Annotated in this window: 12 protein-coding genes; 2 read left to right on the plus strand and 10 right to left on the minus strand. The window is 75.0% G+C overall.

The window, feature by feature from the left end:
* The first annotated feature begins 43 nt into the window (after positions 1 to 43).
* Both ACZ6PY_RS24310 and ACZ6PY_RS24315 read left to right on the plus strand, forming a co-directional pair.
* Positions 44 to 931, plus strand: coding sequence for a septum formation family protein (locus ACZ6PY_RS24310; RefSeq protein WP_466075340.1), 888 nt, complete (start codon positions 44 to 46; stop codon positions 929 to 931).
* An 87-nt stretch (positions 932 to 1,018) separates the two neighbouring features.
* Complete coding sequence (locus tag ACZ6PY_RS24315) at positions 1,019 to 1,909, plus strand: septum formation family protein (RefSeq protein ID WP_466075342.1); 891 nt, start codon at positions 1,019 to 1,021, stop codon at positions 1,907 to 1,909.
* Positions 1,910 to 1,952: 43 nt separating this feature from the next.
* Here the strand turns inward: ACZ6PY_RS24315 and ACZ6PY_RS24320 are convergent, their stop codons facing one another.
* The 10 genes from ACZ6PY_RS24320 to rpoZ all read right to left on the minus strand — a co-directional run bounded on the left by ACZ6PY_RS24320 (position 1,953) and on the right by rpoZ (position 14,503).
* A complete protein-coding gene (locus ACZ6PY_RS24320) occupies positions 1,953 to 3,692 on the minus strand; it encodes a M28 family metallopeptidase (protein ID WP_466075344.1) in 1,740 nt (579 codons plus the stop codon).
* A 212-nt stretch (positions 3,693 to 3,904) separates the two neighbouring features.
* Positions 3,905 to 5,461, minus strand: a complete 1,557-nt coding sequence (locus tag ACZ6PY_RS24325) for an RsmB/NOP family class I SAM-dependent RNA methyltransferase (protein ID WP_466075347.1) — start codon at positions 5,459 to 5,461, stop codon at positions 3,905 to 3,907.
* Positions 5,458 to 6,384, minus strand: a complete 927-nt coding sequence (fmt, locus tag ACZ6PY_RS24330) for a methionyl-tRNA formyltransferase (RefSeq protein WP_466075900.1) — start codon at positions 6,382 to 6,384, stop codon at positions 5,458 to 5,460. The genes ACZ6PY_RS24325 and fmt overlap by 4 nt, the downstream gene beginning before the upstream one ends.
* Positions 6,385 to 6,389: 5 nt before the next feature.
* Entirely contained in the window at positions 6,390 to 6,950 is a 561-nt protein-coding gene (def, locus tag ACZ6PY_RS24335) for a peptide deformylase (RefSeq protein WP_262287256.1), read from the minus strand.
* A 42-nt stretch (positions 6,951 to 6,992) separates the two neighbouring features.
* Positions 6,993 to 8,237, minus strand: coding sequence for a cytochrome P450 (locus ACZ6PY_RS24340; RefSeq protein WP_466075903.1), 1,245 nt, complete (start codon positions 8,235 to 8,237; stop codon positions 6,993 to 6,995).
* Positions 8,238 to 8,351: 114 nt separating this feature from the next.
* Complete coding sequence (locus ACZ6PY_RS24345) at positions 8,352 to 9,335, minus strand: AAA family ATPase (RefSeq protein WP_466075350.1); 984 nt, start codon at positions 9,333 to 9,335, stop codon at positions 8,352 to 8,354.
* A gap of 226 nt (positions 9,336 to 9,561) precedes the next feature.
* Positions 9,562 to 11,667, minus strand: coding sequence for a primosomal protein N' (locus ACZ6PY_RS24350; RefSeq protein ID WP_466075352.1), 2,106 nt, complete (start codon positions 11,665 to 11,667; stop codon positions 9,562 to 9,564).
* A 59-nt stretch (positions 11,668 to 11,726) separates the two neighbouring features.
* On the minus strand, positions 11,727 to 12,917 hold the full coding sequence (metK, locus tag ACZ6PY_RS24355) for a methionine adenosyltransferase (protein WP_262287260.1): 1,191 nt from the start codon (positions 12,915 to 12,917) through the stop codon (positions 11,727 to 11,729).
* 98 nt (positions 12,918 to 13,015) lie between these two features.
* Positions 13,016 to 14,224, minus strand: a complete 1,209-nt coding sequence (coaBC, locus tag ACZ6PY_RS24360) for a bifunctional phosphopantothenoylcysteine decarboxylase/phosphopantothenate--cysteine ligase CoaBC (RefSeq protein WP_466075354.1) — start codon at positions 14,222 to 14,224, stop codon at positions 13,016 to 13,018.
* Positions 14,225 to 14,239: 15 nt separating this feature from the next.
* Positions 14,240 to 14,503, minus strand: a complete 264-nt coding sequence (gene rpoZ, locus ACZ6PY_RS24365; protein ID WP_007075826.1) for a DNA-directed RNA polymerase subunit omega — start codon at positions 14,501 to 14,503, stop codon at positions 14,240 to 14,242.
* Between the last annotated feature and the right edge of the window lie 21 nt (positions 14,504 to 14,524).

Genomic DNA, 14,524 nt, shown 5'->3' on the forward strand with positions numbered 1-14,524 from the left:
CGGGCCGCGGCGGCCGGCTGTCATCTCCCGGGAAGGGCGGACGATGCGACGGTGGCTCCTGGCGCTGGCGCTGGCCGGCACGGCGACGGTGGTCCTGACCGGCTGTGTCCCACCGCACCGGGCCGACGGGGACCTCACCGACGACTGGGCCGCGTTGCCGGCGCCGCGACTGTTCGTTCCCGCCACGGACGCCTGCCTGTCCCGGCTCACCGCCGTGGTGCAGGCCGCCACCTACGAGACGGTCGACTGTGCGGGCAGCCACCTGGCCGAGACGGTGCACGTCGGCACCTTCACCGGGCCGGCGGCGCAGGGCGCGCGGCCGGAGCCGGGCTCGCCCGGGCTGCGCACCGCCCGCGCCGAGTGCGACCAGCGGGCCCGGGAGGTGATCGGCGGGGACTGGCACTCGGCCCGCCTCACCTTGAACATCGCGCTGCCCCCGGTGACCGCGTGGGTGAGCGGGGCCCGCTGGTTCCGCTGCGACCTGGCCGAGACCGACAGCATCGACAACACCCGGCCCGTCAACCGGGTCGGCAGCCTGCGGGGCGCCATGGTGGGCGACAGCCCGCTGGTGCACCGCTGTTTCGACCCGAAGCTGATCGGTGACAACCTGAACTACATGGCCCCGGTGCTCTGCACCGAGCCGCACCGGGCCGAGTTCGTCGGCGTCTTCGAAGAACGCGACATGAGCTGGGCGGACTTCAGCCGGTCCGCCGCGCAGGTGCACCGCCGCTGCATGGCGCTGATCGCCGCGTTCGCCGCGGTGCCGAACAACGCCGACCTGCCGTACCGGGCCGGTTCGATCTTCTACCCGCCGTCGCAGCGGGAGTGGGAGGAGGGCGACCGGGGGGTGCGCTGTTTCCTGTGGAGCGACGACCGGAAGCTGACCCGGTCCATGCGCGGGGCCGGCCCCGAGGGACTCCCCGTCAGCTGAGCCCCGGTGTCGTATGCTGCACCGCCGAGGCGTACCCGGTGCTCCGCGCCGGTCGGGCGACCACGGACGACGGGGAGGTCGGTCGGGATGCGGCGATGGTGGGCGGCGGTCGCCGTGGGTGTCACGGCGGTGTTGGCGCTCGGCGGCTGTGGCGCGCCGGCCGGGGTCGACCGCGACCTGGCCGACGACTGGCCCGCCTTCGGCGCCCCGGTGGCCTTCGTCCCTCAGGCCGGCACCTGCCACCCCACCGTCCAGGACGTCGGCTACCTCAGCGGCTGGAACCCGGTGGACTGCGCCGCCGCGCACCGCGCCGAGACGCTGTACGTGGGCACCCTGACCGGCCCGGACGCCGGACGCGGCACTCCCCCGCGGGCCGGGTCGTCCGGCGTTCGGACCGCGCACGCCCAGTGCACCACGCAGGTCAACAAGGCGGTCGGCGCCGAGTGGCGCTCGGGGCGGCTGCGGCTGTCGGTGGTCTTCCCCTCGGCCCTGGCCTGGACGGGCGGGGCCCGCTGGTTCCGCTGCGACGCCTCCGAGGTGACCAGCGTGGACGACGGCAGCGTCGTCGCGCGCCGGGGCAGCCTGCGCAACGCCTTGAAGCCGGGCTCGCCGCTGACGCTCGGCTGCTTCAACCCGAAGCTGAGCAAGGACGAGGTGGAGGAGATGCGGCCGGTCGCCTGCACCGCCAGGCACCACGCCGAGTTCGTCGGGGTCTACCGCTTCCCCGACCTCAGCTACGCCGAGTTCCAGCGCACCACGCTGCGGGCGCACAAGGGCTGCCGGGGGCTGATCGCGAAGTACGTGAAGGTGCCGAACAACAGCGACATGGTCTACCGGGCCGGCACGATCATCTACCACCCCTACGAGGAGGAGTGGCAGGACGGCGACCGCGGCGTGCAGTGCTTCCTGTGGGTCTCGGACCGGACGCTGACCCGTTCCCTCAAGGGCGGCGGCAGCAGGGCGCTGCCGGTCACCTGAGCGGGAGCGGGGTGGGCCGGCGAGCCCACCCCGCCCGGCTCGCTCAGCCGACCTGGAGCGTCACGTCGTCGACGACGAAGCTGGTCTGGAGCGAGGAGTCCTCCACACCGGTCCACTTCAGCGTGACGGTCTGCCCGGCGTACGCCGCCAGGTTGAAGCTGCGCTGCGCGTAGCCGCTCGCCGCGTTGAGGTTCGACCACGTCGCCAGCGTGGTGGTGCCGACCTGCACGGTCAGCTTGTCGTACGCGGTGCTCGTGGTGGTCTCCGCGGTGTCGACGTGCAGCCAGAAGGACAGCGTGTAGCTGGCGCACCCGGCCGGGATGCTCACCGACTGCGACAGCGTGTCGGTGTGGGTGCTGCCGTAGCCGTCCAGCCACGCCTTGTAGGAGCCGGTCCGGGCGGCCTGGCTCGACGAGTTCGTGATGACGCCCGAGCTGGCGGTCCACGGCGTGGTGCCCGACTCGAAGCTGCTGTTGCCGATGAGCTGGCCGCCGGCGCAGCCGCCGGTGCCGGTCACCGTGAGGGTGTAGCCGGTGGTGCGGGTGACCGAGCCGGCTCCGGTGACCGTGATGGTGAAGGTGCCGGTGGTTGCCGTCGCGGAGGCGCTGACCGTCATGGTGGCCGAGCCGCCCGAGGTGACCGAGGACGGGCTGAAGCTCACCGTCACCCCGCTGGGCGCGCCCGTGGCCGACAGGCTCACCGTCTGGGCGCTGCCGCTGGTGGTGGCGGTGCTGACCGTCGCGGTGGTGGAGCCGCCCCGGGCGACGCTGCCGGAGGTGGGGCTCACCGCGACGGAGAAGTCGTTGGTCGGGGTGCCGCCGCCGACCGCGAGCTGCCAGATCGCGTACGCCACGCCGTCGGCGCTGCGGTTGAGCACCGTGGCGCTGACGTTGGCGGTGGTGTCGCAGGAGCGGTGGTAGCAGGAGTCGTACGCCGAGTTGGCCGTGCCGCCCCACTTGCTCGCCTGGGCGCTGGTCTTGCGCGCGCTGGCGCCGGCGGCGTACCCGGAGGTCGGGATGCCGGCCTGCTGGAAGGAGTAGTCGTCGGAGCGGCCCTGGCCCTCGACGTTCTCCTCCGGCTGGAGGTTCAGCGAGTCCCAGTACGCCTTGAGCGGCGCCGCCGTGGTGGAGGTGAGCCGGTTGATGAAGTAGCCGCCGTTGGTCGAGCCGACCATGTCGAAGTTGTAGTAGCCCTTGATGGCGCTCCGCTGGGTGGCGGTGAGCGAGTTGACGTAGAACTCCGAGCCGTTGAGGCCCTGCTCCTCGTCGGTCCACCAGGCGAACCGAACCCGCTTCGTCATGCTCGGGTTCTGGCTCGCCAGAACCAGCGCGTTCTCCAGCAGGGTGGCCGAGCCGGAGCCGTTGTCGTTGATGCCCGGGCCGGCGGAGACGCTGTCCAGGTGCGCGCCGAACATGACCACCTGGTCGGCGGGGCCCTGCGGCCACTCGGCGATCAGGTTGTTCGACCGGTAGGTGCAGGTCGTGCAGACCTGCTCGGAGACCGTGTAGCCGGCGGCCTGGAGCTTGCCCTTCACGTAGGCGACGGAGGCGGTGTAGCCGGCCGAGCCGGCCCGCCGGTTGCCGCCGTTGCTGCTGGCGATGCTGTTGAGCTGGGTGAGGTGGGCCTGGACGTTGGTCACCGAGATGTCCGGCGCCGCGGCGGCGAGCGCGGGGGCGGCGGCACCGGCGGGGGCGGCGCCGGCCGGTGCGGGGGCGGCCAGGGCCGCCGTCACGGCGGCGAAGAGGGCGAGCGCGAGGCCCGCGGTCGGCGTTCTGCGTCTCATGGTGACTCCTCGTGGGGGTCGGCGGGACGTGCTGGCGGGGGTGGCGCGACCCCGGGACCCCGGTGGGAGCCCCGGCGTCGAACTGATCGGAACAGTTACATGTATCGATGTAAGAGTCAACGGGGATGTCACATGACACAAAGCGGGACCGGCGTCGCCGGTCCCGCTTTTAAGTTCACCTTGGACATTCGACCCGTCGACCGGGCCCGCCCTCAGCCCCGGCGCAGCACCGCCAGGAACATCGCGTCCGTGCCGTGCCGCTGCGGCCACAACTGGACCGTCGGGCCGTCCCCCAGCCCCGGCATGCCGGCCGGCAGCAGCGGGCGGGCGTCGACGAAGTCGACCGGGAAGCCGCACCGGCGGGACGCCTCGGTCACCGTCACGTGCGTCTCGACGGTGTGCGGCGAGCAGGTCACGTACGCGACCAGGCCACCCGGCCGGACCGCGCGCAGCGCGGCGGTGAGCAGCTCCCGCTGCAACCGGGTCAGCGGCGGCAGGTCCGACGGCTGGCGGCGCCAGCGCGACTCCGGCCGGCGGCGCAGGGACCCGAGGCCGGTGCACGGGGCGTCGACCAGCACCCGGTCGAAGTGCCCCTCCGGCAGCTTCGGATCCGCGCCCACCGTGCGCCCGTCGGTGTGCAGCACGGCGACCGGCAAGCCGCGGGTGGCCTGTTCGACCAGCCGGGCCCGGTGCTCGGCCACCTCGACCGCGGTGAGCCGCGCGCCGCGCTCCGCGGCCAGGGCGCCGAGCAGGCCGGCCTTGCCGCCGGGGCCGGCACACAGGTCGAGCCAGCGGCCGTCCGGGCCCTCCAGCGGCGCCACCGCGAGGGCGTTCGCCACCAGCTGGGAGCCCTCGTCCTGGACGTGCGCCCGCCCCTCGGTCACCGCCGCCAGCTCACCCGGCGCGCCGCCGGAGAGGTAGACCGCGTACGGCGAGAAGGCGCCGGGCGCGCCGCCGACCTCGTCGGCCAGCGCCACCGGGTCGGCCAGACCGGGCCGGGCGCACAGGTGCACCGGCGGGCGCTCGTTGTCCTCGATGAGCAGGCGGGCCGTCTCGCGCAGGTCGCCACCGAGCGCCTCGGCGAAGGCCCGCACGATCCACTGCGGATGGCTGTACGCCAGCGCGAGGTGGCCGATCGGGTCGGTCTCCTCGGACGGGGCGAGCTTCCCCACCCAGCCGTCGAGGTCGCGGCTCGCCACCTCGCGGAGCACCGCGTTGGCGAAGCCGGTGGCCCCGGGCCCCACGGTGCGCACCAGGTCCACGGTGGACGACACGGCCGCGTGCGCCGGCACCCGCGTGTGCAGGAGCTGGTACGTGCCGAGCCGCAGCGCGTCCCGCACCGGCGGGTCGATCCGCTGCACCTCCCGGCCGGCCGCGTCGGTGATGATCGCGTCCAGGGTGCCGGTGTGGCGGAGCGTGCCGTAGGTCAGCTCGGTGGCGAAGGCGGCGTCCCGGCCGGTGAGCCCCTCGTCCCGGAGCATGGCCGGCAGCACCAGGTTGGCGTACGCGTCGTCCCGGTGCACCGCCGCGATCGCCTCGAACGCGACCTGCCGGGGCAGGTCGACGGCCGGCCGGGCCGGACGCCGGGCGCCGCCGCGCCGGTCCGCGCCGAAGCGCCCCTCGCGCGGCGGGCCGTCGCCCCGGCGACCCGGACGCTCACCGCGCTCCGGCCGGCCACGGTCCCGGGACCGCTCGCCGCCGGTGAACCGCCCGGCGTCGCCGGAGCGGCCGCCGCGGGGACCGCCGGCGGACTCGGACGGCCCGGTCACGCGAGCACCTCGCCGGCGGCGACCCGGGCGCCCCGCGCCCAGTCGCCGGCCGACATGGCCTTCTTGCCGGCCGCGCGCACCTCGCCGAGCCGCACCGGGACGGTGCCGGTGCCGGCCAGCACCCGCGACTTCTCCACCAGCAGCTCACCGGGCTTCAGCTCCGGGCCGTCGGCCACCCCGGTGACCGGGCCGAGCTTGACCCGGTCGCCCCGGAAGGTGGTCCACGGGCCGGGGGCCGGGGTGCAGGCGCGGATCCGCCGGTCGACCGCGAAGGCCGGGTCGGCCCAGCGGACGCGGGCGTCCTCGACGGTCAGCTTCGGCGCCAGGGAGACCCCGTCGGCCGGCTGCGGCTCGGCGCGGGCGGTGCCGGCCGCCAGCGCGTCGAGCACCGCGACCAGCAGCCCGGCGCCGGAGTGGGCCAGCCGCTCCAGCAGGTCGCCGGAGGTGTCGGCGGGCCGCACCTCGTCGGTGACGGTGCCGTAGACCGGGCCGGTGTCGAGCCCCTCCTCCAACTGGAAGACGCTGGCCCCGGTCAGCTCGTCGCCGTGCAGCACGGCGTGCTGCACGGGCGCCGCGCCGCGCCAGGCGGGCAGCAGCGAGAAGTGCAGGTTGATCCAGCCGAGCCGGGGGATCTCCAGCGCCGCCGGCGGCACCAGCGCCCCGTACGCGACCACCGGCACGCAGTCCGGGGCCAGCTCGCGGAGCCGGTCGAGGAACTCGGGCTCGCGCGGCCGGGCCGGGGTGAGCACCTCGACGCCGTGCGCGTCGGCCCACGCCCCGACCGGGGAGCGGACCAGGCCCCTGCCCCGCCCGGCGGGCGCGTCGGGGCGGGTGACCACGGCGAGCAGGTCGTGACCGGAGGCGGCGATCGCGTCCAGCGCGGGAACGGCGACGGCCGGCGTGCCGGCGAAGACCAGGCGCATCCGGGTCACCGCCCCAGGCCGAAGGGGTTGCCGGCGGCGTGCGGGCTGAGCTTGACGGTCGGCGGGGCGGCCTCGTCGTACCACTCGGCCTGGCGGATCGCCTTCATGGCCTCCTTGCGGCCGGCCGGGTCGAGCCGGTCGACGAAGAGCACCCCGTCGAGGTGGTCGGTCTCGTGCTGCACGCAGCGGGCCATCAGGCCGGTGCCGACGATCTGCAGCGGGTCGCCGTAGCCGTTGAAGCCCTTGGCGATCACGTTCTGCCGGCGCTTGGTGTCGAAGTAGAGCCCCGGGATGGACAGGCAGCCCTCCGGGCCGTCCTGCTCCTCGGAGTCGGGAAACTCCAGCACCGGGTTGACCAGGTGCCCCAGGACGTCGTCGACGTCGAAGGTGAACACCCGCAGGCCCACCCCGAGCTGCGGCGCGGCCAGGCCGGCGCCGCTCTGCTCGCGCATCGTGTCGGTCAGGTCGGCGATGAGCTTGCGCAGCTCCGCGTCGAAGTCGACGACCGGGTCGGCCGGCGTGCGCAGCACCGGATCGCCGAACAGACGGATGGGCTGGACGGTCACGCGGAGTGGCTCCTTGTCTGGGACGGCTGGTGCCGTACCAGTCTACGGAGTCGATCCGGTCGCCCCGGCCGGCGTACCGCGATCGGTGACCGGCGACGCTCCGTCACCCACGGTGACCGGCAGGGTGGCGTGTCCACGCAGGGTGAGCCGGACCCGCCGCTCCCCCGGCCCGGCCAGGGCGAGACCGGGCAGCCGGCGCAGCAGCAGCGGGAACGCCACCTGCGCCTCCAGCCGGGCCAGCCCCGCGCCGAGGCAGTAGTGCGGGCCGGCGCCGAAGGACAGCGGGTGCACCTGCGGGCGCCACGGGTCGAACCGCGCCGGCTCCGGGTAGCGGCCCGGGTCCCGGTTCGCCGCGCCGAGCATCACGATGAGCCAGCTCCCGGCGGGCACGTCCACGCCGCCGTGCCGGCTCGGCTCGGTGCTCATCCGGGACGTGAGCTGCACCGGGGAGTCGTAGCGCAGCAGCTCCTCGACGTAGCCGGGGGCGAACTCGGGGTGGTCGCGCAGCGCCGCCGCGTCGCGGGGATGGTCGAGGAGCACCACGAGACCGTTGCCGAGCAGGTTGGTGGTGGTCTCGAACCCGGCCACCAGCAGCACGATCAGGTTGGCCAGCAGCTCGTCGCCGGAGAGCCGGCCACCGTCGGTGTCGTGCGCCTGCACGAGGGCCGTGGTCAGGTCGTCGGCCGGGGCGCGCCGGCGGGCGGCGACCAGCTCGGTGAAGTAGTCGCGCAGCTCGCTCGCGCCCCGGTCGGCCACGGCCAGCTCCTCGGGGGTGATCTCGGGCTCCAGCACCCCGGTCAGGTCGGTGGCCCAGCGCCGGAACAGCGGGCGGTCGGCCGCCGGCACCCCGAGCAGCGCGCAGATCACCCCCACCGGCAGCGGGTACGCGAACTCGGCCATGAAGTCGACCGGTGCGCCGTCCCGGCCGCGGGCCAGCATCCCGTCGACCAGCCGGTCGGCCTGCGCCTCGACCACGTCCCGCATGGCGGCGATCCGGCGCGGCGTGAAGGCGCCGGCCGCCAGCCGGCGCATCCGGCTGTGGTCGGGCGGGTTGGTGCGCAGCATCGACCGGGAGATCGACAGGACAGCGGGACTCTCCCGCCACCCCGGGAGGAACTGGTCGCGCAGGTCGTCGTCCATCACCCCGAACCGGGCGTCGCGGAGGATCGCGTCGGCCTCGGTGTAGCCGGTCACCACGTAGAAGACCGGCCCGGCCTGGACCACCGGGCCGTGCGCGCGCAGCCGCTCGTATGTCGGGTACGGGTCGACCCGCCCCGAGGGCGACATGAGCAGCGCGAGGGCGTCGGCAGGATCCACGGTCGGCCTCCCCAGGCATCGGAGACCTTCATCATGCTCCGGTCCGCCGGATCGGGCGATCCCGGTCGCCGCGCCCGCGGCCGGTCAGACGCCGGTGCCCGGCTCCCCGGCCAGTACCGCGTCCCCGCCCAGCAGGGCGTGCTCGGGCAGCGGCAGCGCGAGGCCGTGCGCGGCCTCCCAGTCGTGGATCAGGCTGGGCCGGGCCTGGGCGGTGAAGAAGTCGACGGCGCTCAGCCCGCCGACCACCGGCTCGTCGACCTCGGCGACCAGCCGGGCGGGGACCAGCGGGAAGCCGCTCTGCAGGGCGGCGCTGAGCCGGCGGTGGCCGTCGACCACGAAGAAGTACTCCCCGGTGTAGCCGATGGTCAGCGGCTCCAGGGCCTCGTCGCCGGACCCGGCCACCTCGCCGACGAACTCCGAGTCCCACAGCCCGCGGAGGGCGGCGATGTCCTCGGTCGGGTAGATCCGGGCCGGGTCGAGCAGCAGCAGCGGCTGGCCGTCGCGCAGCACCTCCGCGCCGAGCCGCCCCTCGTAGACGTCGATCACGTGCTGGATCACCTGCTCGGGGGTGGCCCGGGTGGTGTCGCAGACCAGGTCGTAGTTGCGCAGGCGGGCCTTGTCGACGCCGTAGCGCACGATGAACCGGTTGCGCTCGCTCTCGCTGCGCTCGCGGAGCTTGGCCTTCGCCTCCTCCATCGAGGTGTAGCTCTCCGCCGGGCCGGACGGGCGGGCCAGCACCCGCCGGGCCGCCTCGGTCGGCTCGGTGATCATGTGCACCTTGAGCGCGTCGGTGAAGAAGTGCCAGGCCAGCCGGGAGTCCATGACGAGGCTCTCGCCGGAGGCGGCGATGTCGCGCTGGAGCTGGTCGACGTAGCCGTCGACGGCCTGGTCCAGCTCGGCGTGCAGGTTGAGCTGGAGGGCGGTCATCTGCCGCTCCTGGGCCATCTGGCGGTAGAGGTCGCCGACGCTGACCCGGCGCAGCCCCAGCCGCTTGGCGATCTCGACGGAAACGGTGCTCTTGCCGCTGCCGAGGTCACCGTTGAAGACGATCGACTGACGAACGGTCACGACTGGTCCACCCCTGATCACCGGCTGATTGACATCATCGAATCCGCGTCGGCTCGACGCGCTCCCGCTTCGCCGCGCCGCGACCGTGAGCCGTCGTGCGCCTGGGCATGACGGGCGATGCTATCACGCGTCTTCCACCCATTTGCCGCACGAGGTGTGCGACAAACCGCTGCTCACGACCGTACGCGACGGCCCGGGTGCGGCACGTCACGGGCCGCCGGTGGGCTCAGAACAGGCTGAGCGGGTCGATCTGGAGCCGGACCGGGTCCGCCGCCTTGCGGGCGCTGCGCTGCCCCGCCGCCGCGTGCAGCGCCCCGGCCAGGGCGGCGGCCCGGGCCCGGGGCACCCGGACCAGCATCCGTTCCCGCCCCTCGTCGGCCGGCACCGGGCCGAGCACCTCGGCGCCGTCCGGCAGCCGGGTGCCGGCCAGCAGGTCGGCCACCGCGTCGGCCACGCCGGTGACGCTGGCCATCCGCACGGCCGGCGGGAAGCCCAGCTCGCGGCGCTCGGCCAGTTCGCGGGTGGCGAACCAGGCCGAGTCCCAGCGCAGCAGCGCCTGCACGGGCGCGAGCGCGCCGTCGGCGACCACCACCACCCGGCCGCCGGCCGGGCCGGGCCGGGCCAGCGCGGCGGCGGCCAGCCAGCGGCGCAGCGCCTCCTCCCCGGCCCGCAGGTCGGCCCGGGTGAGCAGGGCCCACGAGTCGAGCAGCAGCACCGCCCCGTAGCCGCCCTCGGCCACCGGCTCCGCGCCCGGGGTGGCGATCACCAGACCGGCGCCGGCCGGCACGGCCGCGAGCACCTCCTCCCGGCCCGAGGTGCGCACCGGCACCCCGGGAAACGCCCGGCCCAGCTCCTCGGCGGTCCGCCGGGCGCCGGTGACCGACGCCCGCAGCCGCCGCCCGCCGCACTCGGGGCAGGCGTACGCGGCGGCGACGCGCCCGCACCAGCGGCAGGCGGGCACCCCGTCGGCCGACGGCAGGGCCAGCGGCCCGGCGCAGTGCGGGCAGCGGGCCGGGGCCCGGCACTCGGCGCAGGCCACCGAGGGCAGGTAGCCGCGGCGGGGCACCTGCACCAGCACCGGCAGGTCGGCACGGAGCGCGTCCCGCGCGGTGGTCCAGGCCAGGCTCGGCAGCCGGGCCGAGGCGGCCCCCGGGTCCCGGGCCAGGTGCGGGTCGTCCCCGGTCGGCGCGATCGCCGGCATGCGGGCCCGCACGGTCGCCCGGTCGGCGACCACCTCGCGGGCCCAGCCGGTCTCCACCAGCAGCTGGGCCTCGGCGGTGCGGGCGTAGCCGCCGACCAGGGCGGCGGTCCCGCCGAGCTGGGCGCGGGTGAGCAGCACCTCCCGGGCGTGCGGGTACGGCGCCCGGGGCTCGGCGTGCAGGTCGTCCCCGTCGTCCCAGACGGCGACCAGGCCCAGCCGCTCGACCGGGGCGAACATGGCCGCCCGGGTGCCGATCACCACGGGCACGTCCCCCCGGCGGGCGGCGAGGAAGGCCCGGTAGCGGCGGGCCGGTCCGGCCGCCGCGGAGAGGCAGGCGTGCCGCCCGGGCCCGAGGACGGCGGTCAGGGCGGCGTCGAGCCGGTCCAGATCCCGGGCGTCGGCCACCACGACCACCGCGCCCCGGCCGCCGGCCACGGTGGCCGCCACGGCGTCGGCGTACCGGTCGGCCCAGTCCTCGCCGGGCAGCGCGGACCACACGGCCCGGGGCGCCCGGCCGGCGGTGAGGGCCCGTAGGAGGGCCGGCCCGGCCGGGTAATCGCGCCAGCCACGCGGGTCGACCGGGGCGGCATCGTGCGGGCCGTCCACGGGGGCGGACGCCGGGGTGGCGGGGCCGGCGGCGTCGGCGGAGGCCGGAGTGGCGGGGCGGGCGGCGCCGGCGGAGGCCGGAGTGGCGGGGCGGGCGGCATCGGCGGAGGCCGGAGTGGCGGGGCCGGCGGCATCGGCGGGCGCCGGGACGGCCGGGTCGGCGGCGGTCGGCGCGGTGGCGTCGGCCCCGGCCGCGTCGGTCGCCGTGACGTCCTTCTCGACCCGGGCGTGCCGGGGCGGGACGGCGAGCCGGAGCACGTCGGCGAGGCTGCCGGCGTAGCGGTCGGCGACCGCGCGGGCCAGCTCGGCCACCTCGGGCGCCAGCACCGGCACCGGGGAGACGACCTTCTCCAGGTACGCCAGCTTCGGGTGCGCGGACTCCGCGACGCGCTCCAGCAGCCAGCCGTCGACGAGCTGCCCGGCGAAGCGGACCTTCACCCGCACCCCGGGCCGGGCGTCGGCGTCGAGGGTGTCGGGGACGAGGTAGTCGAAGGGGCGGTCGAGGTGCGGCAGCGGCACGTCCACGCAGACACGAGCGACCGGCGACCCCTCGGCGGGTCGCCGGTCGCCGCGCCTGGTGCCGGTCAGGCTCCCGCGGCCGACTTGAGGTCGGCGGCCCGGTCGGTGCTCTCCCAGGTCAGGTCCGGCAGCTCGCGGCCGAAGTGGCCGTAGGCGGCGGTCTGCTGGTAGATCGGGCGGAGCAGGTTGAGGTCCCGGATGATCGCGGCCGGGCGCAGGTCGAAGACCTCGGCGACGGCCTTCTCGATCGAGGCGACCGGCACGGTCTCGGTGCCGAAGGTCTCGACGAAGAGGCTGACCGGGTGGGCCTTGCCGATGGCGTACGCGACCTGCGCCTCGCAGCGCTCGGCCAGGCCGGCGGCGACCACGTTCTTGGCGACCCAGCGCATCGCGTACGCGGCCGAGCGGTCCACCTTCGACGGGTCCTTGCCGGAGAACGCGCCGCCGCCGTGGCGGGCGTAGCCGCCGTAGGTGTCGACGATGATCTTCCGGCCGGTGAGGCCCGCGTCGCCCATGGGGCCGCCGATCTCGAAGCGCCCGGTCGGGTTGACCAGCAGCCGGTAGCCCTCGGTGTCGAGGCCGAGGCCCTCCAGCTCCGGGGTGATGACGTGGTCGCGGACGTCCGGCGTGAGCAGCGACTCCAGCGAGATGTCGGCCGCGTGCTGGCTGGAGACGACGACGGTGTCGAGCCGGACGGGGCGCAGCCCGTCGTACTCGATGGTCACCTGGGTCTTGCCGTCGGGCCGCAGGTAGGGGATCGTGCCGTCCTTGCGGACCTGGGCGAGCCGGCGGGCCAGCCGGTGGGCGAGCGCGATCGGCAGCGGCATCAGCTCGGGCGTCTCGGAGCAGGCGAAGCCGAACATCATGCCCTGGTCGCCGGCGCCCTGCGCGTCGAGCGCGCTCTCCGACGAGCCGGTACGCAGCTCGAACGCGTTGTCCACGCCCTGCGCGATGTCCGGCGACTGGGCGCCGATGGACACGCTCACGCCGCAGGAGGCGCCGTCGAAGCCCTTCTTCGACGAGTCGTAGCCGATCGACAGGATCGTGTCCCGCACGATGGTGGGGATGTCGGCGTACGCCTTCGTGGTCACCTCGCCGGCGACGTGCACCTGGCCGGTGGTGATCAGGGTCTCGACCGCCACGCGGCTGTGCGGGTCCTGCGCGAGCAGTGCGTCGAGAATGCCGTCACTGATCTGGTCGGCGATCTTGTCCGGGTGGCCTTCCGTGACCGATTCGGACGTGAAGAGACGTGTCACGGCACTCCTAAGCATGTGAAGACTTTTAAAGGTCGCTCGGCGGCAGTTTAGTCACCGTGCTCCCAGGGTGACCCGGCGAACCGGAGAGTGACCAACCGTCAGGACCGCTCCACCAACCGGGCGACCACGAGGTCCCAGACGGCGTCGGCCAGGTCCTCCTTGGGCTGCTCGGGCATCCGGTGCACCGACCCGTCCGCCCCGATCACCGTGGCGGCGTTGGTCTCGGCCCCGAACACCTTGTCCACCCCGACCTCGTTGATCACGATGAGGTCGGCGCGCTTGCGGGCGAGCTTGGCCCGGCCGTTGGCCTCGGCGTCGCCGGTCTCCGCGGCGAAGACCACCAGCACCTGCTCCGGCGGCCGGCGCCGGCCCAGCTCGGCCGCGATGTCCGGGTTGGTGACCAGCTCGATCGTGGGCGCGCTGCCGTCGTCCGACTTTTTGATCTTACCGGGCGCGTACGTCGCCGGGCGGAAATCGGCGGGCGCGGCGGCCATCACCACGGCGTCCGCGTCGGCGGCCGCCTCCAGCGTGGCCTTGCGCAGTTCCTCGGTGCTGCCCACCCGCACCAGGTCCGCACCGGCCGGATCGGCGAGCGCGACGTTGGCCGAGACCAGGGTGACCCGGGCGCCCCGGGCCACGGCGGCGCGGGCGAACGCGTAGCCCTGCTTGCCCGAGGAGCGGTTGCCCAGGAAGCGGACCGGGTCGAGCGGCTCGCGGGTGCCGCCTGCGGTGACCACCACGTGCCGGCCGGCCAGGTCGGCGGGGACGGCGCCGCCGCGGGCCAGGGCCCGGCGGGCGACCGCGAAGATCTCGGCCGGGTCGGGCAGCCGGCCCTTGCCGGTGTCCTTGCCGGTGAGCCGGCCGACCGCGGGCTCGATCACCAGGACGCCGCGGGACCGCAGGGTGGCCACGTTCGCGACGGTGGCCGGGTGCTCCCACATCTCGGTGTGCATGGCCGGCGCGAGCACCACCGGGCAGCGCGCGGTCAGCAGGGTGTTGGTGAGCAGGTCGTCGGCGAGGCCGTGGGCGGCCTTGGCGAGCAGGTCGGCCGTGGTGGGCACCACCACGACCAGGTCGGCGTGCTGCCCGAGGCGGACGTGCGGCACCTCGTGCACGTCGGACCAGACGTCGTCGGCGACCGGCTGGCCGGAGAGCGCGGCCCAGGTCGGCGCCCCGACGAAACGGAGCGCCGACGCGGTCGGCACGACCCGGACCCGGTGACCCGACTCGGTGAAGAGCCGGAGCAGCTCACACGCCTTGTAGGCGGCGATGCCGCCACCGACCCCGAGGACGATCTCGGCGGCCATCGGGGCGGGCGGGGCTTACGGCTGGTCGGTCGGCTCGGCGGTGAGCAGACCCGCGTTGATCTCGCGCATGGCGATGGAGAGCGGCTTCTCCTGGGGGGTGGTCTCCACCAGCGGGCCGACGTACTCCAGCAGGCCCTCACCGAGCTGGCTGTAGTAGGCGTTGACCTGGCGCGCGCGCTTGGCCGCGAAGATGACAAGCGCGTACTTCGAGGTGGTCTTCTCGAGGAGCTCGTCGATCGGCGGGTTGGTGATGCCTTCGGGGTTGGCGATGGATCCCACGAATTAACCTCTGCGTCGTTG

This window comes from Micromonospora sp. NPDC048907 (genome assembly GCF_055586885.1).

What these genes read in the sequence shown, in the direction of transcription:
- ACZ6PY_RS24310 (WP_466075340.1), top strand. Translation starts at nt 44, where the DNA reads ATGCGACGGTGGCTCCTGGCGCTGGCGCTGGCCGGCACGGCGACGGTG.
- ACZ6PY_RS24315 (WP_466075342.1), top strand. Translation starts at nt 1,019, where the DNA reads ATGCGGCGATGGTGGGCGGCGGTCGCCGTGGGTGTCACGGCGGTGTTG.
- ACZ6PY_RS24320 (WP_466075344.1), bottom strand. Translation starts at nt 3,692, where the DNA reads ATGAGACGCAGAACGCCGACCGCGGGCCTCGCGCTCGCCCTCTTCGCC.
- fmt (WP_466075900.1), bottom strand. Translation starts at nt 6,384, where the DNA reads ATGCGCCTGGTCTTCGCCGGCACGCCGGCCGTCGCCGTTCCCGCGCTG.
- ACZ6PY_RS24340 (WP_466075903.1), bottom strand. Translation starts at nt 8,237, where the DNA reads ATGTCGCCCTCGGGGCGGGTCGACCCGTACCCGACATACGAGCGGCTG.
- coaBC (WP_466075354.1), bottom strand. Translation starts at nt 14,224, where the DNA reads ATGGCCGCCGAGATCGTCCTCGGGGTCGGTGGCGGCATCGCCGCCTAC.